Origin of the sequence: Sphingomonas piscis (assembly GCF_011300455.1) — a bacterium.
Lineage (GTDB): Bacteria > Pseudomonadota > Alphaproteobacteria > Sphingomonadales > Sphingomonadaceae > Sphingomicrobium > Sphingomicrobium piscis.
Window position 1 is genome coordinate 459,008 of sequence record NZ_CP049869.1, and the last position, 22,564, is coordinate 481,571.

31 protein-coding genes, 1 tRNA gene and 1 other RNA gene are annotated in these 22,564 nt (G+C 64.4%); 15 read left to right on the top strand and 18 right to left on the bottom strand.

Going from position 1 to position 22,564, the window contains the following annotated elements; genetic code table 11:
• Positions 1-33: 33 nt before the first annotated feature.
• Positions 34-378: a transfer-messenger RNA gene (gene ssrA, locus G7077_RS02325) on the bottom strand.
• A 94-nt stretch (positions 379-472) separates the two neighbouring features.
• On the opposite strand from ssrA, the gene G7077_RS02330 reads away from it, so the two are divergent.
• The 3 genes from G7077_RS02330 to G7077_RS02340 all read left to right on the top strand — a co-directional run bounded on the left by G7077_RS02330 (position 473) and on the right by G7077_RS02340 (position 2,299).
• Positions 473-748, top strand: a complete 276-nt coding sequence (locus G7077_RS02330) for a hypothetical protein (RefSeq protein WP_166410318.1) — start codon at positions 473-475, stop codon at positions 746-748.
• Positions 749-906: 158 nt separating this feature from the next.
• A complete protein-coding gene (locus tag G7077_RS02335) occupies positions 907-1,581 on the top strand; it encodes an NUDIX hydrolase (RefSeq protein WP_246167470.1) in 675 nt (224 codons plus the stop codon).
• Positions 1,582-1,585: 4 nt separating this feature from the next.
• Positions 1,586-2,299 (top strand): extensin-like domain-containing protein, encoded by a 714-nt coding sequence (locus tag G7077_RS02340; protein ID WP_166410320.1) that lies wholly within the window; start codon positions 1,586-1,588, stop codon positions 2,297-2,299.
• Between the two features lie 96 nt (positions 2,300-2,395).
• On the opposite strand, the gene G7077_RS02345 is transcribed toward G7077_RS02340, so the two are convergent.
• Positions 2,396-2,671: an SWIB/MDM2 domain-containing protein gene (locus tag G7077_RS02345; protein ID WP_166410321.1), complete on the bottom strand. Its 276-nt coding sequence runs from the start codon at positions 2,669-2,671 to the stop codon at positions 2,396-2,398.
• A 76-nt stretch (positions 2,672-2,747) separates the two neighbouring features.
• A complete protein-coding gene (locus G7077_RS02350; RefSeq protein ID WP_166410322.1) occupies positions 2,748-3,563 on the bottom strand; it encodes an LD-carboxypeptidase in 816 nt (271 codons plus the stop codon).
• 45 nt (positions 3,564-3,608) lie between these two features.
• On the opposite strand from G7077_RS02350, the gene G7077_RS02355 reads away from it, so the two are divergent.
• The 3 genes from G7077_RS02355 to G7077_RS02365 are packed head-to-tail and all read left to right on the top strand — an operon-like array spanning position 3,609 to position 5,890.
• Positions 3,609-5,003, top strand: a complete 1,395-nt coding sequence (locus G7077_RS02355; protein WP_166410323.1) for a UDP-N-acetylmuramate--L-alanine ligase — start codon at positions 3,609-3,611, stop codon at positions 5,001-5,003.
• Positions 5,004-5,028: 25 nt separating this feature from the next.
• On the top strand, positions 5,029-5,406 hold the full coding sequence (locus G7077_RS02360; RefSeq protein ID WP_166410324.1) for a hypothetical protein: 378 nt from the start codon (positions 5,029-5,031) through the stop codon (positions 5,404-5,406).
• A 31-nt stretch (positions 5,407-5,437) separates the two neighbouring features.
• Positions 5,438-5,890 carry a 5' nucleotidase, NT5C type gene (locus tag G7077_RS02365; protein ID WP_246167314.1) on the top strand — a complete coding sequence of 151 codons (453 nt, stop codon included), beginning with the start codon at positions 5,438-5,440 and terminating at the stop codon, positions 5,888-5,890.
• On the opposite strand, the gene G7077_RS02370 is transcribed toward G7077_RS02365, so the two are convergent.
• Both G7077_RS02370 and G7077_RS02375 read right to left on the bottom strand, forming a co-directional pair.
• On the bottom strand, positions 5,887-6,438 hold the full coding sequence (locus tag G7077_RS02370; RefSeq protein WP_425505296.1) for a hypothetical protein: 552 nt from the start codon (positions 6,436-6,438) through the stop codon (positions 5,887-5,889). The genes G7077_RS02365 and G7077_RS02370 overlap by 4 nt on opposite strands.
• A gap of 192 nt (positions 6,439-6,630) precedes the next feature.
• Entirely contained in the window at positions 6,631-6,843 is a 213-nt protein-coding gene (locus G7077_RS02375) for a hypothetical protein (RefSeq protein ID WP_166410326.1), read from the bottom strand.
• A gap of 154 nt (positions 6,844-6,997) precedes the next feature.
• Between G7077_RS02375 and G7077_RS02380 the strand changes: the two genes are divergently transcribed.
• The 3 genes from G7077_RS02380 to G7077_RS14370 are packed head-to-tail and all read left to right on the top strand — an operon-like array spanning position 6,998 to position 8,944.
• Positions 6,998-8,212, top strand: coding sequence for a sensor histidine kinase (locus G7077_RS02380; RefSeq protein ID WP_166410327.1), 1,215 nt, complete (start codon positions 6,998-7,000; stop codon positions 8,210-8,212).
• Complete coding sequence (locus G7077_RS02385; protein ID WP_343040005.1) at positions 8,205-8,774, top strand: LytR/AlgR family response regulator transcription factor; 570 nt, start codon at positions 8,205-8,207, stop codon at positions 8,772-8,774. The genes G7077_RS02380 and G7077_RS02385 overlap by 8 nt, the downstream gene beginning before the upstream one ends.
• Positions 8,705-8,944, top strand: coding sequence for a LytTR family DNA-binding domain-containing protein (locus G7077_RS14370; protein ID WP_343040006.1), 240 nt, complete (start codon positions 8,705-8,707; stop codon positions 8,942-8,944). Before G7077_RS02385 ends, G7077_RS14370 begins: the two co-directional genes overlap by 70 nt.
• Here the strand turns inward: G7077_RS14370 and G7077_RS02390 are convergent.
• Both G7077_RS02390 and G7077_RS02395 read right to left on the bottom strand, forming a co-directional pair.
• Positions 8,941-10,203 carry a dicarboxylate/amino acid:cation symporter gene (locus G7077_RS02390; protein WP_246167317.1) on the bottom strand — a complete coding sequence of 421 codons (1,263 nt, stop codon included), beginning with the start codon at positions 10,201-10,203 and terminating at the stop codon, positions 8,941-8,943. The two genes, G7077_RS14370 and G7077_RS02390, sit on opposite strands and share 4 nt — an antisense overlap.
• The gene (locus tag G7077_RS02395; RefSeq protein ID WP_166410328.1) at positions 10,200-10,973 is read right to left on the bottom strand and encodes a class I SAM-dependent methyltransferase; all 774 of its coding nucleotides are present in this window, start codon (positions 10,971-10,973) and stop codon (positions 10,200-10,202) included. The genes G7077_RS02390 and G7077_RS02395 overlap by 4 nt, the downstream gene beginning before the upstream one ends.
• A 168-nt stretch (positions 10,974-11,141) precedes the next feature.
• On the opposite strand from G7077_RS02395, the gene G7077_RS02400 reads away from it, so the two are divergent.
• From G7077_RS02400 to G7077_RS02415, 4 genes are all read left to right on the top strand, one after another.
• Positions 11,142-11,597 carry a PA2169 family four-helix-bundle protein gene (locus G7077_RS02400; protein WP_166410329.1) on the top strand — a complete coding sequence of 152 codons (456 nt, stop codon included), beginning with the start codon at positions 11,142-11,144 and terminating at the stop codon, positions 11,595-11,597.
• Positions 11,598-11,758: 161 nt separating this feature from the next.
• On the top strand, positions 11,759-12,295 hold the full coding sequence (locus tag G7077_RS02405; protein WP_166410330.1) for a hypothetical protein: 537 nt from the start codon (positions 11,759-11,761) through the stop codon (positions 12,293-12,295).
• A 91-nt stretch (positions 12,296-12,386) separates the two neighbouring features.
• Positions 12,387-12,722 (top strand): hypothetical protein, encoded by a 336-nt coding sequence (locus G7077_RS02410; protein WP_166410331.1) that lies wholly within the window; start codon positions 12,387-12,389, stop codon positions 12,720-12,722.
• A gap of 83 nt (positions 12,723-12,805) precedes the next feature.
• Positions 12,806-13,015, top strand: coding sequence for a hypothetical protein (locus tag G7077_RS02415; protein ID WP_166410332.1), 210 nt, complete (start codon positions 12,806-12,808; stop codon positions 13,013-13,015).
• 35 nt (positions 13,016-13,050) lie between these two features.
• On the opposite strand, the gene folE is transcribed toward G7077_RS02415, so the two are convergent.
• From folE to G7077_RS02445, 6 genes are all read right to left on the bottom strand, one after another.
• Positions 13,051-13,662 carry a GTP cyclohydrolase I FolE gene (folE, locus tag G7077_RS02420; protein ID WP_166410333.1) on the bottom strand — a complete coding sequence of 204 codons (612 nt, stop codon included), beginning with the start codon at positions 13,660-13,662 and terminating at the stop codon, positions 13,051-13,053.
• A gap of 32 nt (positions 13,663-13,694) precedes the next feature.
• A tRNA-Arg gene (locus G7077_RS02425) sits at positions 13,695-13,771 on the bottom strand.
• A 37-nt stretch (positions 13,772-13,808) separates the two neighbouring features.
• A complete protein-coding gene (locus G7077_RS02430) occupies positions 13,809-14,210 on the bottom strand; it encodes a DUF1178 family protein (RefSeq protein WP_166410334.1) in 402 nt (133 codons plus the stop codon).
• Positions 14,207-15,034 carry a carbon-nitrogen hydrolase family protein gene (locus G7077_RS02435; protein WP_166410335.1) on the bottom strand — a complete coding sequence of 276 codons (828 nt, stop codon included), beginning with the start codon at positions 15,032-15,034 and terminating at the stop codon, positions 14,207-14,209. Before G7077_RS02435 ends, G7077_RS02430 begins: the two co-directional genes overlap by 4 nt.
• Positions 15,035-15,039: 5 nt before the next feature.
• Entirely contained in the window at positions 15,040-15,297 is a 258-nt protein-coding gene (grxC, locus tag G7077_RS02440; protein WP_166410336.1) for a glutaredoxin 3, read from the bottom strand.
• 32 nt (positions 15,298-15,329) lie between these two features.
• A complete protein-coding gene (locus tag G7077_RS02445) occupies positions 15,330-16,061 on the bottom strand; it encodes a ComF family protein (RefSeq protein ID WP_246167318.1) in 732 nt (243 codons plus the stop codon).
• Positions 16,062-16,103: 42 nt separating this feature from the next.
• On the opposite strand from G7077_RS02445, the gene G7077_RS02450 reads away from it, so the two are divergent.
• Together G7077_RS02450 and G7077_RS02455 are read left to right on the top strand one after the other, a co-directional pair.
• Positions 16,104-16,892, top strand: coding sequence for a methyltransferase domain-containing protein (locus G7077_RS02450; RefSeq protein ID WP_166410337.1), 789 nt, complete (start codon positions 16,104-16,106; stop codon positions 16,890-16,892).
• Positions 16,893-16,987: 95 nt separating this feature from the next.
• Positions 16,988-17,170 carry a Flp family type IVb pilin gene (locus G7077_RS02455; RefSeq protein ID WP_246167320.1) on the top strand — a complete coding sequence of 61 codons (183 nt, stop codon included), beginning with the start codon at positions 16,988-16,990 and terminating at the stop codon, positions 17,168-17,170.
• Positions 17,171-17,182: 12 nt separating this feature from the next.
• On the opposite strand, the gene G7077_RS02460 is transcribed toward G7077_RS02455, so the two are convergent.
• The 5 genes from G7077_RS02460 to G7077_RS02480 form a co-directional block, all read right to left on the bottom strand.
• Positions 17,183-18,646, bottom strand: coding sequence for a M48 family metalloprotease (locus G7077_RS02460; RefSeq protein WP_246167321.1), 1,464 nt, complete (start codon positions 18,644-18,646; stop codon positions 17,183-17,185).
• Between the two features lie 82 nt (positions 18,647-18,728).
• A complete protein-coding gene (locus G7077_RS02465; RefSeq protein WP_166410339.1) occupies positions 18,729-19,670 on the bottom strand; it encodes an acetyl-CoA carboxylase carboxyltransferase subunit alpha in 942 nt (313 codons plus the stop codon).
• Between the two features lie 32 nt (positions 19,671-19,702).
• The gene (locus G7077_RS02470; protein ID WP_246167472.1) at positions 19,703-20,548 is read right to left on the bottom strand and encodes a tyrosine recombinase; all 846 of its coding nucleotides are present in this window, start codon (positions 20,546-20,548) and stop codon (positions 19,703-19,705) included.
• A 38-nt stretch (positions 20,549-20,586) separates the two neighbouring features.
• Positions 20,587-22,389, bottom strand: a complete 1,803-nt coding sequence (locus G7077_RS02475) for a hypothetical protein (protein WP_166410341.1) — start codon at positions 22,387-22,389, stop codon at positions 20,587-20,589.
• The gene (locus tag G7077_RS02480; RefSeq protein ID WP_166410342.1) at positions 22,379-22,564 is read right to left on the bottom strand and encodes a hypothetical protein; all 186 of its coding nucleotides are present in this window, start codon (positions 22,562-22,564) and stop codon (positions 22,379-22,381) included. The genes G7077_RS02475 and G7077_RS02480 overlap by 11 nt, the downstream gene beginning before the upstream one ends.

Here is a 22,564-nt window from a genome sequence, read left to right on the forward strand (position 1 = left end):
GGATTCTGTTGCCCGGCTCCCTCGGAGGCCGCTGGAATCCCCTTCTGTTGCCCGGTGGGGTCCGACCGCGCTTTTGTCTTTGTAACTTAGGACCGTAAGGCCATCAGTTACGCAGCAATAGCAAGAGCCTCGTTATCGTTGGCACTTGTGTGAATGAGCCGTCGCGGTGGTCTCATACCGATCGGCAACCAGGCCTTTACCACGCTCGTCGATCCTATTTCGCCCCCATCAGCAACGGCCAGGTCTGCCGCTGGTGGTGGAGGCGCCGGGGTACTGCCCCCGGGTCCGAAACGCTTATTTCACCCGATACTCTACCGACGTAGCCGGATTGCTCCGGCAAGGTGGAAGATAGGGATTCGGTCGGAGCGGGGCAAGGCCGTGACGGTGCCCTGAAGGAAACAGGCTGGAATTGCCGCCGCAAAGACTGGTATGCGCGGCTTGGATTTCAACACTGCAGGGGACGACCACCATCATGAAGCGCTTTTCCTTCGCAATGATCGCCGCCGCCGGCCTGATGCTTGCAAGCTGCGGCGGTAGCGGCGACGCCACCAACGAAGCGGACGTGAATGCCGCCCAGTCCAGCGAGCTCAACGATCTGTCGATGCAGGCGGCCAACGACGCGGCCAACTCGGCTGAGATGGAGACGCTCGGGAACCAGGCCGCTCAGCTTAACGAGGAAGCGCCGGAAAATACGGCTGCTCCGGTCGACGATGCCGATGCCGAGGCGATGAACGTCAGCGGGATGTGACGCCTACTTTTAGACGAAGATGAAAGGCCGCCGGGCTTTCGGCGGCCTTTTTCTTTGGCGGGCGCCCTCGTAACCGGGCGGAAATGTCAAACGAGACAATCCCCGCGGCGACTCTGATCCTGATACGGGAGACCGGCGGGTCCGCACCTGAGATACTGATGGTGGAACGGGCCGGCGGCATGTCGTTTGCGGCAGGGGCCTGGGTGTTTCCAGGCGGACGCGTCGATCCACTCGATGTCGCATTGGCCACTGCCCTTGGCTTGGGCGAAGCCGACAGCCTCCGGCTTGCAGCTATCCGGGAGACCCTTGAAGAGTGCGCCATCCCGGTGGGGATCGAACCAGCCCCCTCCCCTCAGCTCGCCCGGCAGATGCAGCACGAACTGCTTCACGGCAACGACCTGGAAACCGTGCTTGTCCGTCACGAGCTTGATCTGGTTCTGAATGCGCTAATTCCTCTGGCCCGCTGGATACCGCCGCTCGAAGTCAGCCGTCGATTCGACACCACCTTCTTCGTCGCGCTTATGAATGACGGCGACCGGGTTCCGAACATCATCGATACGGAATGCACCGCGGCCCGCTGGGTCACGGCACGCGAGATGCTGCGCCAAGAGGAAGCGCGCCAAGCTGCGCTGATCTACCCGACCCGCAAGAACCTGGAGAGGTTGGCCCAGTTTGACAGCTTTACCGCTATTCTTGACCATGTTGCTGCACATCCTCTTATTCCGATCACCGCCGCGGAAGAAGTGCAGCACGGCCAACGCTTCGTCACCATTCCCGAGGGCCGCGGCTATCCAATCACGCGCGATCCGATCGACCGGGTGAAGCGTGCCTGAAAGGATGCGCGGCGTCGGATGCCTGCTTCTACTGATAGCGACCGGGGTCGCCATCTGGTGGTTTGGGTCCCGCTTCGTGCGCGATCATCCGCAGGACGTGCCCTGGACCAAGCTCAGTCTCACTCAACCGATCGGGCGATTCACCGGCCGCAAGGTCGCGGGGCTATCGGAGGACACGGCCTTGTGCCGAAGCCTACTGGAACAGGCCGGCTCGCGTGCTGTTTCCGCTTCGTCGCGGCGCGATGGACCGCAGTGCGGGTACGACGACGGCATGCGCCTTGCTGAACCCGATCTCGTCTACGACCCGGCCGGCCCAGTCACCTCCTGCCCGGTTGCGGCCGGCCTCTTCATCCTGGAGAGACAGGTGATCCAACCAGCGGCCCGACGTCGTTTCGGAACGGAGGTCGCCCGGGTCGTTCATGCCGGAAGCTACAGCTGCCGCCGCCTCTACAACCGATCGGAGGGCGCCTTCAGCGAACATGCGACCGCCGACGCTTTCGACGTGCTCGGCTTTGTCCTGGATGATGGCCGCCGCATTTCGGTACTCAAGGACTGGTCCACGCCCGGCGACAAGGCAGCCTTCCTCCGGGACGTTCGCGACGGGGCATGCTCACTGTTCGCGACGGTGCTGTCCCCCGACTACAATCGCGCTCACGCCGATCACCTGCACCTCGATCAGGCGCAGCGGGGTGCTGGCGGCTGGCGCGCCTGCCGCTGACGGCGCCGAGTCGAGTACCGCCGCCGTTAGTTCACCAACGAAAAAGGGACCCGCGTCTCCGCGAGTCCCTTCTCGTCACGGCCTTGCGGCCGGATCCTACTTGAGGTGGTTCGACAGATGCTTGTTCATCTCGAACATGGTGCAGCTATCCTTGCCGAAGACCTTCTTCAGCTTGTCGTCCGCAAGGATTTCCCGCTTGTTCTGAGGGTTTTGCAGGTTGTTCTTGCGGATGTGATCCCAAACCTTGGAAACCACCTCGCTACGCGGCAACGGGTCGTTGCCGACGACCGCTGCCAGTTCCGGCGAAGGTTGAACCGGACGCGCCAGTCCGCCGCCCGCTTTCCTGGTGGTCCCCGTCGAAGATTTAGCCATTCAAGCCCTCCTGTTGTCTCTCCCCTTCGTAGAGCGCAACTGAGGGGCGTTTGCAATCCTTAGCAACGAAGATGGTTCAAAAGCCGGATTGACCGAATGGAACGACCTTGTTTGCGGCGTCGTGGCCAATGTCCGCCGAGCCGCCGAACGGGATCCCCGACCGGGTGCACCAATCGCGAACGATCGCTTCGGCGTCGCTGCCGAACGCGGGATCATTGTCGGGAACGTCGCTGACCCGCCCGAGCCGCAGTCTCCGCACTTTGCGGACGCTGGGTGAGGACGAAAGATGAAACATGGTCCGGTCGATGCGGTAGAGGTGTTCGCTGACATCCTCGACCAGCAGATCGGCTCCGCTGAAGTCCGGCTCCAGCGAAGTTCCCAGCAGGTTGGATAATACTGTCAGGTTAAACGCCAGCGCAGGCCCATCCACGCCCGCTTCGAGAGCGTCGGGGTCGCCGCGGACCATCCAGTCCAATGCGCGGTTCACCGCCGCCGGACCGCCTTCGCGAACGACGTCCTGAACCATCGGCCCATGGGCCACGGAGGCACCTGCCTTGTGCAACCCGGCCAGTAGGAAACCGCCGTCGCTATAGCCAAGGTAAGTTTTGGTACGCGCAGCGCTCGGCAAATCTTTTACCGCGGTTTCGGCAATCCGGTTCGACCCGTAACCGCCCCGCGCGAACCACACCGCATCGACGCACTCATCGGCCATGACCTCGCGCAAAGCCGCCAGCCGGTCGGCATCGCTTCCCGCGAAGTGGCCTTCGGAAAGGAAGCTTTGCGGGTGGATCATCAGCTCGCAGTCGCCCCGGGCGCTTGCGATCGCCTGGACAGCCTCTGCCGCTTCCCGCTTCAGCGTGCAGCTCGGCGCCACAACCGCGATCCGGACCATCTTTTCCCCTTTGTCTTCGCCGCCCCACGCAATAGTGCACCCGCCATGCAGGATTCCACCTTCTTCTGCGGCATCGGCGGCAGCGGCATGCTGCCCCTGGCGTGCATCGTGCGCGCCAACGGCACGCGCGTTCTCGGCTCCGACCGGGCGCTTGATGCCGGCCGGCTTGCGCCGAAGTTCGATTATCTCCGCTCGCTGGGAATCGACTTATTCCCGCAGGACGGGTCCGGCGTGGACGCGGGCATGACCTTGGTGACCTCCGCAGCGGTCGAGGACACCATTCCCGATGTCGTGCGCGCCCGCGCCCTAGGGTTGCCTCACCTCACCCGGCCTCAGCTACTGGCCCAATTGCTCAACGCTGCGGAGCGAAGCGTCGCGGTCGGGGGAACCAGCGGCAAGTCGACGGTGACCGGCATGATCGGCTGGATCCTGCATGTTCTCGGCCGCAAGCCGACGGTGATGAACGGTGCGGTGATGAAGAATTTCGTCAGCGCCGATGCGCCTTTCGCAAGCGCACTGGTCGGCGACCCCGGCCTGTTCGTCAGCGAGGTGGATGAAAGCGACGGGTCCATCGCCCTATATCGGCCTGGGGTAGCCGTGCTGAACAACGTGACGCTGGACCATAAGGAAATGGACGAGCTTCGCGAGCTGTTCGGCGGCTTCCTAAATGCGGCGTCCACAGCGGTGATCAACCTTGATGACCCCGAAACGCGTCTGCTTGGCGAAAGGTTGGAGCCAAGCCGGCGTATCACCTACGCGTTCGATCACCCAGACGCAGACCTTCTCGGCCGCAACCTTCGGCTTTCCCCGGGCGAAGCGACCTTCGACCTGGTTCACGAAGGAGAAGCTTATGCCGTTCGGCTCGCCGTGCCGGGCCGTCACAATGCCTCCAACGCATTGGCGGCGATCGGTGCCGTTCTGGCGCTTGGCATCTCCGTTGCGGAGGCCGCGGAAGCACTGGCAAGCTTTCAGGGCTTGAAGCGCCGGCTCGAGACGGTTGGTACTGCTGGCGGCGTGACGGTGATCGACGACTTCGGCCACAATCCCGATAAGATCGACGCGACCTTGGCGGCGCTCCGGGCGCAAGCCGGACGGCTGCTCGTGATGTTCCAGCCGCATGGCTATGGCCCAATCGCCAAAATGGGAGACGAACTCGCCCGAAGCTTTGCGGACGGACTTGGCGAAAACGACCGCCTCTACATGCCTGACCCCGTTTACCAGGGCGGCACCGTCGATCGAAGCCGTGGATCGGAATGGCTGGTCGGCAAGGTATGCGAACTCGGGCGATCAGCCGATCACATCCCGAAGCGGCAGGCGATTGCCGACAGGCTGATCGCCGAAGCGAGGCCTGGCGACCGCATCGTCATCATGGGTGCCCGCGACGATACGCTGAGCGATCTGGCGGCGCAGATCGTCGCCGCTCTCGCCGCGCGGAACTGACTCCCGCTTTTCGCGTCGGGCACTCATGGCGAAGCCTGGAACGGTAATTGGCTGGAAGCTCCCCAGCGACGAGCGCGCCCGGCTGATCGACCTATTCCCGCCGCGATACGAACGGGTCGTGGCCGACCATGTAACGCTGAAAAGCGGCGCAACCGCCGGCACACCAGTTCCGCAAGGGGTTCGCGCGCGGATCGTCGGCCGGGCCGATGACGGAACGAGCCTGGAGTGTTTGGTGGCCGAGCTGGACGGGACCACCGATCGTCCGGACGGATCGACTTACCATATTACCTGGTCGCTCGGACCCCGCCGCAAAGCGCGCGAGAGCAACGATGTGCTTCGGGATCTTGGGTGGAGCCGCTTCGAGGAGCCCATTCCCGTAAGCCTGAACCCGGCGCGTTTCTGACGTGCCGAGGCTATTTCTCGATTGCGACGGCGTGCTGGCCGACTTCGACACGGCAGCATCGCGGCTGCTGGGCATGCCGGCCGCCCAGTTTCAGGCCCGGCATGGCAACCGTGACTTCTGGAAGCGGATCCAACGCGCGCCGGACTTCTATGGCACCCTGCCGAAGATGGCGGACGCGAATCAGCTGTTCGAAGGTGTGAAACACCTCAATCCGACGATTTTGACCGGACTTCCTCTAGGCAACTGGGCAGCGCCGCAGAAGGTTCGCTGGGCAGCCGAGCACTTCCCGGGCGTGCCCATCATCACCTGCATGGCGCGCGACAAGCATCGGCACATGCATGTCGGCGACGTGCTGGTGGACGACCGGGAAACGCACCGGGCCGCCTATGAAGATGCGGGGATGATCTTCATTCACCACACCAGCGCGGCCGACAGCCTGCGCCAGCTTTCGCCCATCTTTCCGTCGGTGAGATCGCCGGCTTAAGCGGCGGTCTTGAGATCGACCTTCTCGACCCACTCCGGCCAGAAGGCGGGCTCCCGGTTCGACCAGCCCGGCGCCGTGGCGGCGCTCTCGCTGATCGACTGGAGCAAGGTCCGACGGCGATCCGGGTGGAGGTGCGGCAAGGCGGCCGCCGCGCAGAAGGCCGAGGGCAGCCACGGGCGCGCCGCAGCACCGATCAGGCGCTCGTACAGGAAGCGATAGGCCGCGAAGTTCGGCAAGCGATCCTGACCGAGGTCGAAGGCCGACAGTGAGATCAATGTTCCAAGGAACGGCTCGATCATGTCGAGGCCGCTGTCGTCCGGCACATGTTGGCGAAGCGAGTCGAGCTGCTTGTAGAGGCGGCCTTGCGCGCGGATCGAGGAGCCCTCGGCCTCGTCGCGGGCCCAGCATTCCATCGCGTCGCGGCGGCCGTAGGCAACGTCGAGCGACCGGCGAATGTAGCGCTGCGTAGCCTTAGAAAAGGCCGCAAATTCCTTCATTTCCGAGATCAGCATAGCGCCGCTGGCCGGCTGGCTGGTCCGCGTGATCATGACCCGACTCCTTTTGCCCAGGTAGGATCATGCGGTTGGTTTGGTTTCGCAAAACTTAACCACAATCCCACCCCCCATTCAGATTGAATCAGAGGGCGGGACCTGCGGCAATACGAAAGTGTCACGGTTCGTCGCAGAGCGGCGAACTGTCACATACATGCAACTTGTGGATAACTAATCCGTCACCCCAGATCAGCCGGGAAAGCCGGACGACGGCACCGGCTCGTCACTCTGGCCTGGCTGCGCCGCGGCGGGCGGATCGGACGCGTCCATGGACTCGTCGCTGCCGACGTCGACCTTGCGGTCGAGATCGTCGGGGTTGCGCTTGAGCTCCTGCTCAAGATCCTTGTTTGGTGCCGCTGAATGAACCGCGGGCGGAATAATCTTCTGTTCGTCCTTGCTCATGGTGAAGTCCTGAACTCCTTTCGAAGTAGAACGACCGTCCCGCCGCCGTCGTTCCGCAGCCTTTACGATAATCATTCGACCGGCAGCGCCGGCATTTCTGCCAGCGGCGCTTCCGGGGTTTGCCTCGCCGGATCCAAGCGACGAATATGGCGCCATGCAGTTGCTGCCACTGACCCGTGCCGAACATCGCCTTTCGGACTGGCCGATTGCCGCCAAGTCCATCCTGGGCTTCTGGGTGTTCTACGCGCTCACGGTGGTTGCGCGCGCCTGGCTCGGCACCGATCCGGTGACGGAACTTCGCAATCGCCTGCTGCTGATCGGCTTCGGGATCATTCTCACTGCGCTTATCTACCTTGCGCTGGCGGCGTTCGGCCGCGGGCGAAGCCTTGCCCGCCGCGCCGTGATCGCTGCCGCGGGCTCGTTCCTGGCAGCGGGCGCCATGTCCGGTTTTCAGGTGCTCGCCGACCGGATCATGGCGGACAGCAAGGAACAGGTGCGATACCAGGCTCGCGAAGGCTTTGTGATCGTCGAGCAGGGCCGCCGGGTGCGTATCGAGCGGATGTCGCAGGCGCCCCTCGAAGTCACCCTGCCCCGTCTTAGCGAGCTCGACTCCGCCAAGCAGTTCCGGATCGCCGCCAATCTCGCCGTCATGTGGTTATTCTTTTTCGCTGCGTGGAGCGCGTTCTACCTGGCGATGGTGGCACAGCGGGACGCGCTGGAAGCGCAGCAGCGCGCTGCCGACGCGGAAGGTGCCGCGCAGGCGGCGCAGGTCCGGGCACTCCGCTATCAGGTCAACCCGCACTTCCTGTTCAACACGCTGAACAGCTTGTCCTCGCTGGTGATGACGGGGCGCAGCGACCGTGCTGAAACGATGCTGCTCGCACTGTCGACCTTTTTCCGCTCGACCTTGTCGCTCGACCCGACCGCGGACGTCACCCTGGCAGAGGAAATCGATCTCCAGCGGCTCTATCTCGACATCGAGAAAGCCCGATTCCCCGACCGGCTCCAGGTCGAGATCGACGTTCCGGAGGAGCTCGAGCAGGCACGGCTTCCCGCCCTGATCCTTCAGCCCATCGTTGAGAATGCGATCAAGTATGGCGTGTCGACGACGCGCAAGACCGTGGTCGTGAGTATCGCCGCCCGGACCATGGACGATGGCCGAATGTGTCTGGAGATCAGCAATCGACTGAAACATGGCGGCAAGGACGCCCTGGGCGCGGCAACCCATGAAGGGACCGGGCTTGGCCTATCCAACGTTTCTCAGCGCCTCCAGGCCCGGTTCGGACGCCGCGGCGAGTGCCGCTTCGGACCGATGACGGAGGGTGGCTACAAGGTTGCACTGACGATGCCGGTGGAACGCCGTGGCTGAGGATTCGCTGCGGGTCCTGATTGCGGATGACGAGCCGCTGGCAGCGGAGCGGCTGCAATTGCTGCTTGCCCGAAGCGAGGGCGCGGCGCTGGTCGGCACCGCCGGCGACGGCGAGTCCGCCGTGTCCATGAGCGAGGCGCTGCAGCCCGACCTTCTGCTGCTCGACATTGCCATGCCAGGGCTCGACGGCATTGCGGTCGCCCGGGCGCTTGCCCGCCAGACCCCCGCGCCCGCGGTGGTGTTCGTCACCGCCTTCGACCAGTTCGCCGTCGCCGCCTTCGAAGTCGAGGCCGTGGACTACCTAATGAAGCCGGTCGACCCGGTTCGCCTTCAGCGCGCGCTCGACCGGGCGCGAACCTATCTGAGGCAGCGCACCGAGGGGGGGCCAAGCAGGCCACCCGCTGGCTCGAGGAATTCTGGGCTTCCGACCTCACCGGCCTCGTGCGGATCGCCGCTCGCGACGTCGATCGTGTGTCGGCGGAGCGCGATTACATGCGCCTGCACGTCGGGCGACGCAGCTGGCTCATCCACCACAGCATGGCAGCGCTGGAGGAAGGATTGAACCCTGAATTGTTCGTGCGTCTTCACCGGTCGGCGATCGTCCGTCGCGACTTCATCACGGGGTTCACGCGCAACGCCTCAGGCCGCTGGATCGCCCGCCTTGCCGATGGGGAAGAGCAGCCCGTCGGAAGGCTCTACGCCGATCGGGTGCGGAGTATGGCGGGCCGCTAGTCTTCCGCGCTGCGGTCGACCACGGCCGCCACTGCAACATCCATGGTCACATTGCCGAGCGTCCGGAAGATGTCGGGCACCATCTCCACCGCGACAAGCAGTGCGAGCGGCTCGATCGGCACGCCCAGCGCGATGGCTATCGGACCGATTGAACTGATAAAGCTGACCTCACCGGGCAGGCTGATCGCCCCGTAGCTCATGACGGCTCCGACCGCGGTAGCCGCGACCATCTGGGTCATAGTCGGCTCAAGGCCCAACCAGTGCGCGACGTAGAAAGCGACTGCGGTGTTCATCGCCGGCCCCGTCGCCCGAAGCAATGCAACGGAAATCGGCAGTGTGACGCCCGCCGTCCCCTCCCTGATGTTGAGTCCCTGCGCGGCGGTCAGCATGGCCGGCAGCGAGGCAAGCGACGATCGGGTCGAGATAGCGACGGACTGTGGCCCAATCATGCAGCGAGCGAAGGCCCGTGGATTCAACCCGCCGCCGAACACGGCAAGCGGATAGGCCATAATCGTCACCAGGGCGCCGATGACCGATAGGACGAGGACGTAGTGGCCGAGAGCAGCGAAGGCAGCGCCGCCCGCGCTTGCACCGACCGTGAAGGCGAGCGCGAACACGCCAAGCGGTGCAATCCACAGCACCCACGCGATGATCACTAACAGCGCATCGGCGACCGCGTCGAAGAAGTTGACGACGAGGGCACGGCGGTCGGGCTCGATACGCGACAGGGCCAAGGCAAAAAGGAGGGCGAAGACCACCAAAGGCAGCACCTCACCGCTTGCCGCCACGGCAATGACATTGTCGGGAATCACCGATTTAAGAAAGTCCGCCGCGCCGAGGATTGGTGCGCTGGCCGCGGTTCCTGCCACGCCCGCGATCCCGGCGCGAAGTCCTGCCGCCGCCGCTTCCGGCAAGGGGAAGGCGCCGGTCAGCAATTTCACCATCACCGCGCCGATGATGGCGGATGCGGTGCAGATGATGACGATCCATAAGACGGTTCGCCCGGCAACCCTCCCGGCCCGGGCCATGTCGGCGCCCTTTGCAACACCCGTTACCAGTAGCGCGACCATCAACGGAATGACCGTCATCTTGAGGGCGTTCAGCCACAGGTTGCCGATCACCCCAAGCCACCGCACCGCGGGCTCACGAATGCCATCGCCCGCATCGAGCACCGCCATTCCGAGCAGCAGGCCGGCGATAAGTGCGGCAAGAACAAGAAACGGGCGCGTGGACGGCGCCGCCGAAGCGGTTTGGGTCAAGCAGCAGGCTTTCGGAACTTGAACAGGAAGCGGTCGGTCTGACCTCGAACCTTCGGATCGAAGACGTTGGTGAGGTGATCGTCGGCTGGATTGCGCAGCAGGTCGCTCGATCCTTCGAAGGTGAAGCCGGCGCGCTCGAAATCGGCGCGGACCACCGCCGGATCGATCCGGTGATACTTTTCGACCACTTCCCGCGTGTCGCTGCCCGGGTTGGCGGCATGGTCGATGATGCCCAGGACGGCCCCCGGCTTCATCGCCTTGAACAATTGAGCAAGCCACGCATCCGGGCTCATTTGCGGGATCTTGCGTTCCGCATTCTGCCAATAAACGTCGTGGTAATCGAGGTTCATGATCAGCGCGTCATAAGCCTCGGTTCCCAGCAGCGGCTGTTCGAACGGGGACGTCAGGAGCGTCACATTGCCTTGCCGCGCGGCAAAGTCGGCGAACTCCTTTTGTCGCGCTTCGTTGAGGAACTGACGCGGCTGCCAGACGGTGACGTGACCCGCCTGACCCACCACCGGCGCCATGATCTCCGACCAGTAGCGGTTGGCGCCAAACATATCGATTGCTCGCATGCCGGGCTGAAGCCCGATGAAGTTCAGCACGTCGGCGGGCTTTCGGCCAGCGTCGAGCTTGACGTTATCGGAGCTTCGGGAGGAGGCCTGCAAGGCCTCGGCGATCGAAACCGGCGCCGGTTGTGCATGGAGCGGGGCCGCTCCCCAAACGCTCAGCATCAGGCACGCACCCATCAGTCGCAGTCGCATCGACATCCTCCCTCTGTTGGTGTGACGACAAGTAGTGGAGCCGCCGGTCAGCGCAATGGGCCTTTCAGCGGTGAGGCGAGCAACTTTTGCGATTCACGGTGCGCGATTTGTAGGCACCCCCTGCCGCTTTCGCGCGTTGAGCGCTTCGAAACCCATTCACCACAGGAGCTTACCATGGCCGACCAAGACCAGGTTACGACCTTGAACACCCTCACCGCGACGCTGATCGACAGCGTCACTGGCTATGAGGACGCCGCCAGCAATGCCGACGGCAGCCGCTTCACCGAAATTTTCCGCCAGCGCGCAACCGAGCGCAACCAGGCGGTTGAAGAGCTCCGTTCTGAAGTCCGCCGCCTCGGCGGCAACCCCGAGGATGACGGCTCTTTCCTCGGCAAGACCCACCAGCGCTTCCTTGATCTAAAGGCGGCGGTCACGGGCCGCGACGACCAGGCGATCATCAACGAGGTCGAGCGCGGCGAAGACTATCTCAAGGAGAAGTTCGAGGCGGCGCTAAACAGCGATGCGCTGACCGCCGAAAGCCGCTCGGTGGTCGAGCGCGTGTACCAGTCGGTGCGCAGTGGCCACGACCAGATCAGCCAGCTGAAGCACGGCATGGAAGCCAGCGCGTAGCATCAAGCTAGCTCACCAGACGAAGGCGGCGTTGCACCAGCTCCGCCGCCTTTTTCGTGCCCGTCGCTCAAGACACTCCCTCACCTTGCGAGCCGGACCGAATTGCATCTATCGTGCCGACCGCATTCGGCCATCACCAACGCCGAGGAGGGGAAGAAGGCGTGACAGTTGATCTTAAGAAGTGGAAGCAGCGCAATGCCGCCGAGCGGGTCAAGGCAGCGCTCACCCGGCCCAAGAAGGACAATACGGCCGAGCGGCTGAGGAAGCAGTTTTCAGGTGCCGCCGACAAGGCGGTCCAGGCATTGAACGTCAAGGGGCGGCACCCGTGGCTCAAATATGGCTACACGGACGAGGTCGTAATCACCGCGAAGCTGGGGTCGCAGGTTATTGCCGTTACGGGCGATGAGGCGATCGCGCTCAAACCCAAGGACGCCGTCGCCTTTTTCAAGGACGTTATCGAGGCAACCAACGCCGGCCAGCTTGACCGCGAGCTCCTGGCCGCGTCCGCGAAGGCTACTCCAGGAAAGGCTGATCAACCCGAGAAGAAGGCTGCCGCCGTTGCCGAGGCTGCTGCTCCGGCATCCAGTTCCGCTGCACCGAAACGGGAAGTTACCGTCGATGCCAAACCGTCTGTCGCAGCTGCACCCGTCAGTTTGGGCCGCATGCCGTTCAGCGTCGGTTTGAAGGGCGAGCGCTAGGGCGGCGTGGTCGGGTGACGTGCGACGGGACTCACGTCGTCGAGCTCAAGGGTGGTGAGAATTGAAGCAGCTGCACGTAGTCGGGCCAGGCATGACCGAAGGCGACGTTCGTCGCCGCGCCGAGCTGGTGGACGAAATCGCCGATCTGCCGGAACGGGCCCATGTCGAAGAGGATCGGCTCTACTGCGACGTTCTGCAGGCGATCGCTGCCGGTGCGGCCGATGCGCCGTCGCTCGCCCGTGCGGCCCTTACGGTACGCAGCATCGATTTCAGGCGCAGTTACTCCGCCGCAGGAGACGATCATCATCTCAGGCCGAATGTCGGCAGATTGCCGCCCGCACCGCCGAGGCCCGGCTTTGCCAAGCGGGAGTTCGCCGCAGGGTTTTTCGCCGCGGGTGCGCTCGTCCTGCTGTTCAACTTCATCTAACCGCTGCCTGACCGTCACTCCTACCCTTGCGCGCGCCGCCAAGTCAGGGCAGCGGTGTCGCGTAGGCTTGGGGAGGTTGCAAAGTGACTCCGGAGGAAGTGCGGCTACGCGTTGCCGCGATTGATGAGATCGCCGACCTGGTCGAGCAAGCTCACATGCGCGAAGATCGGCTCTACTTCGATGTAATGGCCGCCATCGCATCGGGTGCCGAAAATCCTGCGGAGCTTGCCCGCGCTGCACTTGCGACCCGACAACTCAGCCTCGACCGCTATTATTCGCCGCCGACCGACTGAATATCAGCCGCGTGAATTCGTCAGGGCTACCCCGCTCAATACCCCATCAAGGCCAGCACTTCCCTGCGGCTCCGTTCGTCTTCGCGGAAGGTGCCCATCATCCGGCTGGTCGTCATCATCACGCCCGGCGTGTTGACGCCGCGCGCGGTCATGCAGGCGTGACTGGCCTCAATGACAACGGCCACCCCCTTGGGCTGGAGATGTTCCCAGATGCAGTCGGCAACCTGCGCGGTAAGCCGCTCCTGCACTTGTAGGCGCCGTGCGAAGCCGTGGAGCACGCGGGCGAGCTTGGAGATGCCAACGACGCGATTGCGCGGTAAATAGGCGATTGCCGCCTTGCCGATGATCGGCGCCATGTGGTGCTCGCAGTGCGACTGGAACGGTATGTCCTTCAGCAACACGATCTCGTCGTAGCCGCCGACCTCATCGAAGGTGCGGCTGAGGTGGACCGCCGGGTCTTCGCCATAGCCCCGGGCATATTCCTTCCACGCGCGGGCAACGCGCGCGGGTGTGTCGATCAGCCCTTCCCGGTCGGGATCGTCGCCGGCCCAGCGAAGCAGGGTGCGAACCGCGTCGGCGACATCGTCCGGCACCGGAAGCTTGCCTTCGGGTTGGACGAGATCGCCATCGTCGGGCGTGTTGCTCATCGTCCATGCTCCTTCGTTCGTGGTGAGGCGGATGGTGACCCCGACTGGATTCGAACCAGTGGCCCTCAGATTAGGAATCTGATGCTCTATCCTGCTGAGCTACGGGGCCGCCTCTTGGCGCGGAATAAGGGCGAAGGTCCCGATGATCAATTGACTTGGCCGGGAGGCACCACCGGCAGCGGCAAAGGCGCGATCGGTACTCCCTCTTCGACAAGCGCCTTAGCATCGCTTAGCCGCGCCTGCCCGTGAACCAGGCCAGGCTCGATTTCGCCGCTATGCATGGCTCGGGCGGTCTCGACGAACTTGTCGCCCACCCACTCCGAATTCTTTAGCATTTCGGCTTGCATGGCGGCAAGCCTGGCTAACGCGTTTGCATCACCCTTTCGAGGCACGCTCGGCGCCATTGGTGCCTTCTCCACCTCGGTGGACGCGCAATAGGGGCATTGCACGAGCCCCGCCTTTGCCTGCCGCTCGTAATCGGCATTCGAGTCGAACCAGGCTTCGAACCTTTCTCCTCCACCCCGGCACTGAAGGTCGAAGACGATCATAGCAGTGCCGCCGACTCGATCGGCCGCCGGTGGGTGAGTGCAGGCAGGCGGCTGCGGACGTCAGCAATGCGCTGGAGATCGACGTCGGCAAAGGCGACGCCGACCTTCTGATCCATGTCGAGCAGCAGGTCGCCCCAGGGGTCGACGACCAGCGAATGGCCATAAGTGACGCGCCCGTCCTCATGTTGGCCGGCCTGCGCTGCTGCGACGACGAACAGACCCGCCTCGATGGCGCGCCCACGGAGAAGTATTTCCCAATGCGCCCGGCCCGTTGGCACGGTAAACGCAGCAGGGACGGCGATTGCGTCCGCGCCTGCCTCGGCCAGTTTGGCAAAGAGCAGCGGAAAGCGAAGGTCGTAGCAGATGGCGAGACCAAGGTTGCCGACTGGCGTGCCGCGAACGACCACGGCGCCGTCCCCTGCCCGGTAGACCGCCGACTCGCGCCAGCTCTCGCCAGTCGGAAGGTCAACGTCGAACAGGTGCATCTTGTCGTACCGCGCGCGGATCTCGCCCGCCGGATCGATCACGAAAGCGCGGTTCGCCAGTTTGTCTCCTGGTGTGCGGATCGCGAGCGAGCCAAGATGGACCCAAAGTTTCGCCTTTCTCGCTGCCTCGCGAACGGCAGTGAGCGTGAAATCTCCGTCCTCCTCCACCACGTTGCCGGCCGCCCGCCCCTTGTCGCGGTCGAGCAGGTTCGACATTTCAGGCGTGAACAGCATTGCGGCGCCCCCGGCGGCCGCATCCTCGACCGCCGCAACAAGCGCCTGCGCATTTCGCCTTGGGTCAATGCCCGTTTGGGACTGGAAGATGGCGATCCGGGTCATGGTCGTCAGGCAGCCAGCATCCCGTCGAGCCTGCCTTCGTACTCCAGCGCCATCAGATCGTCGCAGCCGCCGACATGTTGTCCGCCGATGAAGATCTGCGGAACAGTCGTGCGGCCGTTCGCGCGCTGAACCATCTCTTCTTTTTCAGCGCCGCCGCGGTCCACCTTTATTTCGCGATACTCGATACCCTTGGAATCGAGCAGCCGCTTGGCGCGGATGCAATAGGGGCAGGTGAACTTGGTATAGATTTCGACCTCGGTCACGTGAGACTTCCTCCGATTCGTCTGCTGGCGCTCTAACGCATGATGTCGACCGGACGCACCACCCTTGCCCAGCTTAGCAATTCTATCGGTCCTGCGCCGGCCTTCCGGAGCGCCTGAGCACAACTATCCGCGGTGCTGCCCGTGGTGAGCACGTCATCGATAATCACAATTCTTCTGCCCGAAACCTGCGCCGGATCGGCGATGAAGGCCGCGCGCACGGCCTGGCGGCGCTGCCGTCCGCTCAACCCCCGAAGCGATGGAGTGCGCTTCACCCGCCTTAGGGCGAGCGGTGCAATCGGCGCGTGGGCCACCCGCGCCACTTCGCGTGCAATGAGCTGGGCCTGGTTGAAGCCCCGGTTCCACAAGCGGCCGCGATGAAGTGGGACCGGCACGATCAGCACCTGTTCGCCCTTCAGCAGCGGTGCCAGATATTTCGCCATTGTCCTGGCAAGCGCAACCTTGCGGCCATATTTCAGCCGGATCGCCAGGCTGCGCGTGACGTCGTCGTAGCCGACCGCCCCCCGCATTCGGTCTATCTTCGGCGGCTCGGCAAGGCAGCGGCCACAGCGATCGGCCTCGGTACCTTCCAGCGGCAACCCGCACGTGTCGCATCCTCCGTCGCCAAGGAAGTGGATGGACGGCCAGCACGTAGCGCAGAAGGCATGAAGCTCGTCGGTGATCACACCGCACGCGGGGCAGCGCGGTGGCAGCGCGAAGTCGAGCACCATTCCGGCAACACGGCGGGTCAGGGAAGATGTGCTCACGTCAGGCTTGTCGCGCAGGGCGCGGCGACGCACAAGCCGCCGGTGACCAGCCTCTTCGATCTTGATCTGCGGCGGCAGCGCCGCGACCGAGCTGCGCGCCTGGGCTTCGAGACCTTCCTGCTGGAGAGGGCGTTCGACGATTGCATCGACCGGATCGGGATGGTCCAACGCACGTTCGAGACCGCCCTGCTTGTCGGCTGTCCCGACCCAAGCTGGCCGGAGCGCCTGAACGCGGTCGTCAGCAATGTGGAGGTGTTCGATCCCGGTGCGATTCTCGCCAGCAATGCAGGGGGTCATCAAGCGGACGAACGAGAACTGCCGGTGCTGCCGGAGAGCTACGACCTCATTCTGGCCGTCGGTACGCTCGACAGCGCCAACCAACTGGACGAGGTGTTCCTCCGCTTTCGATTGGCGCTGAAGCCCGACGGCCTGCTGCTGGGGGCCATGTCAGGTGGTGAAACGCTCCCCGCACTGCGCGTCGCAATGCGCGCCGCGGACGAGGTCATGGGTTCGGCAGCACCGCATGTTCATCCCCGGATCGCTCCGGCGGCGCTGACCGGCCTCTTGTCTTCAGCAGGGCTGAAGATGCCCGTCGTTGACGTTGACCGGGTGAGAGCAGCCTACCCCAGTCTTCGCCGACTATTGAACGACTTGCGGAAAATGGCCGCGACGAACCTTTTGGTCCAGAGATCGACACGTCCGATCACCAAATCAGCATATCAAGCGGCGGCGGCGGCATTCCTGGAGTGCGGCGATGCCGGGCAAACCATCGAGACGTTCGAGATTCTCCATTTCGCCGGATGGGCGCCGCCTACCGAACAAGCGGGATAATGAAGGCTTAAAAGAGCTTAATCATCTGGGCAGCATGACTTGTTAACCGATGAATGCGACATCCAACGTGTGGACGTGGACCAGAGGAGGGTGGCGTGAGCGCTATCCGAACGGCTTATCGCAAGCTCTTCGCTGATGAGCGGGGGGCAACGGCGATCGAATATGGACTGATCGTTGCGTTGATCGCCATCACCATGGCGATCGGCCTTCAAAAGCTTGGCGGCGGCGCCGGGGGTATGTGGACAAACCTCCAGGCAAAGGCCGAACAGCATATGTAGTCGGACGGAGCGTCAGCTCCGCCTGGTTCCGTATACGACCAGCTTCACCTTTTGACCCGGCGACAGCGCGCTGTTCGCCGCCAGTCCATTCAACGACAGGAACCGCTCAAGCCTGAACGAGCGATAAGCCATTCGGCTGGCAAGCGACTGAACCGTGTCGCCGGCACGGACAGTGACTACGTCGACGACCCGGGGCCGGATTGCCGCTGCTTCGGCAGGCGTAAGGCGGCGAAGCGAATTCACCATCGAGCGGAACGGCCCGATGCCCTGCCCCGCACGGGTGATCATCACGAAATGATAGACGGTGTCGCGATCCCACTGATAGGCGACAACGCTGACGTCGACCCAGGACGAGCCGGCCTGCGCCCGCGTGGCTGTGACCGCCGCCGGCATCCCGTTGATGGTAGTGCGCTCCGGTTGCGCGATAGCGATCCGCTGGCCGCCTCCAAGCTCCTGAAGCACGCGCGCCGCGTAAGATTCCAGGGGTCCTTGGTAACCACCGCCGCCGAACTCCGCCTGACCGCCTGACCCGCTGATCGATACCGACCGGGTTCCGTTCTGCATTTGAAATCCGACGGGAATGGCGAATTGCAGGCGCAGGCCCGGGTGACGGAAGTAAACGTCCTCAATGACGCCCTGGGCAGGATCGTCGTCGACATAGGTGCCGTCGAGTTGCGCCAGGAAATGGTCGCGGTTGCGGATGCCGGTACCCAGTCGCCCAGTCTGCTGCGCCATGACTTGCGCCTGACGGGCACGGTTCTCGCTGAGCGGGTGCGTACTTGCCCATTCCGGCGTGGAGCGGGTCTCGCGGCCCTGGACCCGTGCTTCAAGCGCGCCCGAGCGGGCAAGCGCCGCAAGAATGCCGGGACCCCCGGCCGGATCGTAACCTGAGCGCGCCAGATACTGGGTGGCCAGCCGATCGGCGTCATACTCCTGCTGCCGCGAGAAACTTAGCGTGCGAAGCTGCGCCTGCTGGCTAAGCAGGTTGCCGACGGCGCTGCTGCCGAAGACGCTACCGAGGATGGCCCCGAACACGCCGTAGATGGAGTTGCGCCGCTGAACGCGCTCGCGCTGCTGCGCATGGTTGGCGGCGACGTGGCCCGCTTCGTGCCCCAGCGCAAACGCGAGCTCAGACTCGTCGTTCATGAGCGTCATCAGCTGCCGGGTGATGTAGATATAGCCGCCCGGGACGGCGAAGGCATTCTCCACCGCCGAGTTGAGGGTGGTGAAGCGGAACGACTGACCGGGATTGGCAACGCCCGAATAAGCCGCCACCCGCTGACCGACCGACTGCACGTAAGCAGCCCGCTGACCTGTCTCGGCGCCGCCGAATTCTTCAACCAGCGCCGCATGTTGTTGCTGCGCCTCCGCGACCTCGCGCGGATTCAGGTAGCGGGCGGACTGCGCAGCCAACGCAACAGGCAGAAGCGCGCTCGACGCGGCGGCTGCAATCAACAGGGCTTTGCGCATGGACATGTCTCTCCGTCTGTCTTGGCCGATGGCTAGGATCGGCCATTTGAACGGGAGATGTCCGGCGATTGTTCCTTGGCCGGTCCGACTAGCCGATGGCAAGGAACTTGGCGCGCCGCTGCGCGAGAAGCTCGTCCGGACTTAGCTTGGCGCAGCCGTCCAATTCATCGAGCAGCGCGGTCTTGAGCGAGCCGATCGCACCGCCGGGATCGCGGTGGGCACCGCCAAGCGGCTCCGGCACCACCCGGTCGATGACACCGAGGCCCTGCAGGTCGGTCGCGGTGATGCGCATCGCTTCGGCGGCTTCGCCCGCCTTGTCCGCCGTCCGCCACAGGATGGATGCGCAGCCTTCGGGCGAAATCACCGAATAGACCGCATGTTCGAACATCAGCACTCGGTTCGCCGCGGCAATGGCGATGGCTCCGCCCGATCCGCCCTCTCCCACCACGGCGGCGATCAGCGGCACCTTAAGGGCCAGACATTGCTCGGTTGCGCGGGCGATGGCCTCCGCCTGCCCGCGCTCCTCGGCCTCGACTCCGGGAAAGGCGCCTGGCGTGTCGACCAGGGTCACGACCGGAATGCCGAACCGGTCGGCCAGCTGCATCAGGCGGATCGCCTTGCGGTAACCCTCGGGCTTGGCCATTCCGAAATTGTGGCGAAGCCGGGAGGCCGTGTCGTCGCCCTTTTCATGGCCGATCAACATGACCCGGTACCCGTCCATGCGCGCCAGCCCGCCAATGATCGCCTGATCGTCGGCAAAGGCCCGGTCGCCGGCCAGCGGCAAGAAGTCGTCGGTCAGCCCGTCGACATAATTCTTGAAATGCGGGCGTTCGGGATGACGCGCCACCTGTGCCTTCTGCCATGGCGACAGCCGCGAATAGGTCTCGCGAAGAAGCTTGTTGGCCTTGGCTTCCAGGCGGGAGATTTCCGCATCGATGTCGATCGCGCCATTGCTGGCGGTTTCGCGCAGTTCGATGACGCGCGTCTCCAGCTCGGCGATCGGTTTCTCGAAATCGAGGTACGTCTGCATCGGCGCGGCGCTAGGCCGCACGGCGCGGGCCGTCAACTTGGACGGTCGGCCAAGGGGTGCCGGGCATTCACCAGCTCGACGAGCCGGCTGCTGTCGACATGCGTGTAGATTTGCGTGGTCGCGATATCGGCATGGCCGAGCAAGGACTGAAGCACCCGAAGGTCGGCACCGCCCGACAGCAGGTGCGTGGCGAATGCGTGGCGAAGGACATGCGGACTGACCCGGTCGGGCGCAATTCCCGCATCCGCCGCAAGCTGCCGAACGATCTGGAACAACCGCACCCGGCTCAGATGCCCCTTGCCGCTGGGAAACAGCCACAGCGAAGCACTCGGGACGTGGTGGCGCCACTTTCCAACGGCGGCTTCTGCGCGCCCGGAGATCGGCACCAGCCGTTCCTTGCTGCCCTTCCCGCGCAAGATCAGGAATGACTGGCCCGCACGAACTGCGGCTCGCGGCAGGGAGACGAGTTCGGTTGCACGAAGGCCGGAGCCGTAGAGCAGTTCCAGCAACGCAAGGTTGCGCACCGCATTGCCCTCGTCGCTTGCGGCGCGGTCTTCCGCCGCTTCGAACATGCGCTCAACCTCTCGATTGTCGAGGATGCGGGGCAGCGGACGCTCGAGCCTTGGCCGCGGCAGCGCCGCGGACGGATCGTCGGCGCGCAAGCCCTCATCGAGTAGAAATCCATAGAAGCGGCGCAGTGCCGCCGCTCTCCGGGCCACGGTCGCGCCCGATAATTCGCCCCAGCGTTCGGCAAGGCCCGAGAGCTCGGCGGGATCGGCATGGACCAGCGGCCGAGCCAGGCTCTCCGACGCGCGTTCCAGATCGTTGCGATAAGCCTGAAGCGTGTGCTTGGACGCGCCATATTCGGCGGACATCATGTCAAGGAAGCGGTCCGTGAGGCGCCGGTCTTCCTCCGTCACGTGCGCGCCAGCGCCTCCGCGGCAATCATCCTGGCCGAAAAGTCTTGGCCGGTCTTTCGAAGCGCCGCCACCGAATGGAACAGGTGAAGGCCCGGAATGTCGCGCCACTCCTGCCGCTGAAGGCCGGTGCCCGTCAGGACCAGCACGGTTCCGCCCTGGTCCAGATCGGCCGCAGCATCGATCAGCTGAGTCCAGCTCGTCTTCCGCTCAAGCCGCAGGCCGTGCCGACGGTTAAAGTCGTTAAGCTGGTCGACGCTGATCTTGCCAAGGCCTGCCAGCGCGCCGACGAGCAAGGCGCTGCGCTGCTTGCCCGGGCTATTGTCGCGCCCGATGAAGGAGGAAATCCGTCCGTTGCTGACGTCTACGGAGACGCCTTGCGGTGCCGATAGCGCAAGCATCGCCCAGCAGGCGTCCGCTTGGGCATCGTCCATGTCGTCGACGACCGCTGCCCACCGCGCTGCTTGCCGGTCCAGGCCCGCAGCAAGCATTGAGGCGATCAGGTTTGCGGCGTCTCCCTGTAGGTCAGCGCTCGGCGCGATCCGGGCGGCGGCGCGGCCGAGCACCGCGCGCGATGCTTCCTTGTCCCAGCTATTGCCGCCAAGGGACCAGAGGCGGCGCATGGCCGAGAGCCGCGTGTCGCGGTCCCTGCCGACATAGGCGACGCGCAGCTGCCAAGCATCCGTGTCCGACAATTCGTCGGGTCCGGTGCTGTCGTAGATGGATGCGTAAACGTCCGTCAGCGCCTGGGAGGAAAAAACGCCCAGACCCGCGGCAATTCGTGCCGAGGCCAGCCGCTGCTGCGCCGTCAGCAAAGGTGATCGGGCCTGCCAGGACCGAAGCTGCGGGCTGGACGCGTTGATCAGCCGCTCAGGAGGAACCATGCCGGTGGCCGTGGCCAAGCCGAAGCGCCAGCTGTTCAGGGCTTGCACCGGCTCCCACTCAACCGTCACCGCGCGATTGGTGTCGGCACCCGCCCCAACTACTTTCTCTGCAAGCACCAGATCGATGCCGCCCACACGCCCACGGCGACGGATCGATTCCATCTGGGCGGCCGCGCTTTCTGGCTCACCCGACAGGGAGGCGCACATTGCATCCACCATCGGGGCCACCTTCGGCTCCACTTTGCCGAGCCCGTCCCGAAGCGGGCACAGGCCAGGCGCATCGCCGTTGGCGAGCGCACTCTGGACGGCAATCTGGAACATCTTCGGGGTAAAGTCGGCAACATCGACGCCGCTCACCAGCATGCGGGCGGCATCCGCTTCGCCCATTCGCAGCAGAAGCCAAGCCCGCTCGGCGACCCAGTCCACGGGATTAACAAGCCGCGGTGCCGGGGCCCGGGCAAGCAAGGCGTTGCGAAGCGCGATATGCGCCCAACGCGATGCCAGCGGTGCGTCCATTCGGCGGAGAAGCACCGACAGCATCGGTCCGTTGGCAGCTCCCCACGGCGTCGTCGCGAGCCCAAAGTCGGCCGGATCGAGGCGGCCGACCACACGAGGGTCGCGCCTGGACTCGTCGGGCATTTCGATGGGCGGCGGCGGAGGCGGCAACTCATCGGCGCCAAGCTCGGCAACACCGCTGTCGCCTTCAGCGGGCGCGGCGGGAGTCTGCCGGGGACGCGAGCTTGCAACCGGTTCACCTCCCGGCTGCACCGCCGTCGCCGGGTTGGCCGGCTGGGGAGCAGGCGCGGTTGCGGGCGCGGGCTGTGTCGGCGCCGTGGGCTGAGCGGCCTGCTGTGCAATTGCCGGAAGGGACGCGATTCCGACTACCGCCGTACCGGCAAGCCAGAAACTAGCGCGCATTGGCACCTTGGCTGACTTCGACCTCGATCGTCTTTGGTTCCACTTCCTTCGCCTGCGTCGATAGGAAGTACAGCCCGGCAAGGACGAGCAGCAGCACGATGATGAGTGGAACGATCGGCGACATGGGTCGGCGGCGCGGCGTGGCTGGGGTCAGGATGGTGCGGCGGTTTGGCAT

Bases quoted from the DNA above. Each gene is read 5' to 3' on its own strand.
- G7077_RS02330 (WP_166410318.1), top strand. From the start codon at position 473: ATGAAGCGCTTTTCCTTCGCAATGATCGCCGCCGCCGGCCTGATGCTT.
- G7077_RS02335 (WP_246167470.1), top strand. From the start codon at position 907: ATGGTGGAACGGGCCGGCGGCATGTCGTTTGCGGCAGGGGCCTGGGTG.
- G7077_RS02340 (WP_166410320.1), top strand. From the start codon at position 1,586: ATGCGCGGCGTCGGATGCCTGCTTCTACTGATAGCGACCGGGGTCGCC.
- G7077_RS02345 (WP_166410321.1), bottom strand. From the start codon at position 2,671: ATGGCTAAATCTTCGACGGGGACCACCAGGAAAGCGGGCGGCGGACTG.
- G7077_RS02350 (WP_166410322.1), bottom strand. From the start codon at position 3,563: ATGGTCCGGATCGCGGTTGTGGCGCCGAGCTGCACGCTGAAGCGGGAA.
- G7077_RS02355 (WP_166410323.1), top strand. From the start codon at position 3,609: ATGCAGGATTCCACCTTCTTCTGCGGCATCGGCGGCAGCGGCATGCTG.
- G7077_RS02360 (WP_166410324.1), top strand. From the start codon at position 5,029: ATGGCGAAGCCTGGAACGGTAATTGGCTGGAAGCTCCCCAGCGACGAG.
- G7077_RS02370 (WP_425505296.1), bottom strand. From the start codon at position 6,438: ATGATCACGCGGACCAGCCAGCCGGCCAGCGGCGCTATGCTGATCTCG.
- G7077_RS02375 (WP_166410326.1), bottom strand. From the start codon at position 6,843: ATGAGCAAGGACGAACAGAAGATTATTCCGCCCGCGGTTCATTCAGCG.
- G7077_RS02380 (WP_166410327.1), top strand. From the start codon at position 6,998: ATGCAGTTGCTGCCACTGACCCGTGCCGAACATCGCCTTTCGGACTGG.
- G7077_RS14370 (WP_343040006.1), top strand. From the start codon at position 8,705: ATGCGCCTGCACGTCGGGCGACGCAGCTGGCTCATCCACCACAGCATG.
- G7077_RS02395 (WP_166410328.1), bottom strand. From the start codon at position 10,973: ATGTCGATGCGACTGCGACTGATGGGTGCGTGCCTGATGCTGAGCGTT.
- G7077_RS02400 (WP_166410329.1), top strand. From the start codon at position 11,142: ATGGCCGACCAAGACCAGGTTACGACCTTGAACACCCTCACCGCGACG.
- G7077_RS02410 (WP_166410331.1), top strand. From the start codon at position 12,387: ATGACCGAAGGCGACGTTCGTCGCCGCGCCGAGCTGGTGGACGAAATC.
- folE (WP_166410333.1), bottom strand. From the start codon at position 13,662: ATGAGCAACACGCCCGACGATGGCGATCTCGTCCAACCCGAAGGCAAG.
- G7077_RS02430 (WP_166410334.1), bottom strand. From the start codon at position 14,210: ATGATCGTCTTCGACCTTCAGTGCCGGGGTGGAGGAGAAAGGTTCGAA.
- G7077_RS02435 (WP_166410335.1), bottom strand. From the start codon at position 15,034: ATGACCCGGATCGCCATCTTCCAGTCCCAAACGGGCATTGACCCAAGG.
- G7077_RS02460 (WP_246167321.1), bottom strand. From the start codon at position 18,646: ATGTCCATGCGCAAAGCCCTGTTGATTGCAGCCGCCGCGTCGAGCGCG.
- G7077_RS02465 (WP_166410339.1), bottom strand. From the start codon at position 19,670: ATGCAGACGTACCTCGATTTCGAGAAACCGATCGCCGAGCTGGAGACG.
- G7077_RS02470 (WP_246167472.1), bottom strand. From the start codon at position 20,548: ATGATGTCCGCCGAATATGGCGCGTCCAAGCACACGCTTCAGGCTTAT.
- G7077_RS02475 (WP_166410341.1), bottom strand. From the start codon at position 22,389: ATGCGCGCTAGTTTCTGGCTTGCCGGTACGGCGGTAGTCGGAATCGCG.
- G7077_RS02480 (WP_166410342.1), bottom strand. From the start codon at position 22,564: ATGCCAAACCGCCGCACCATCCTGACCCCAGCCACGCCGCGCCGCCGA.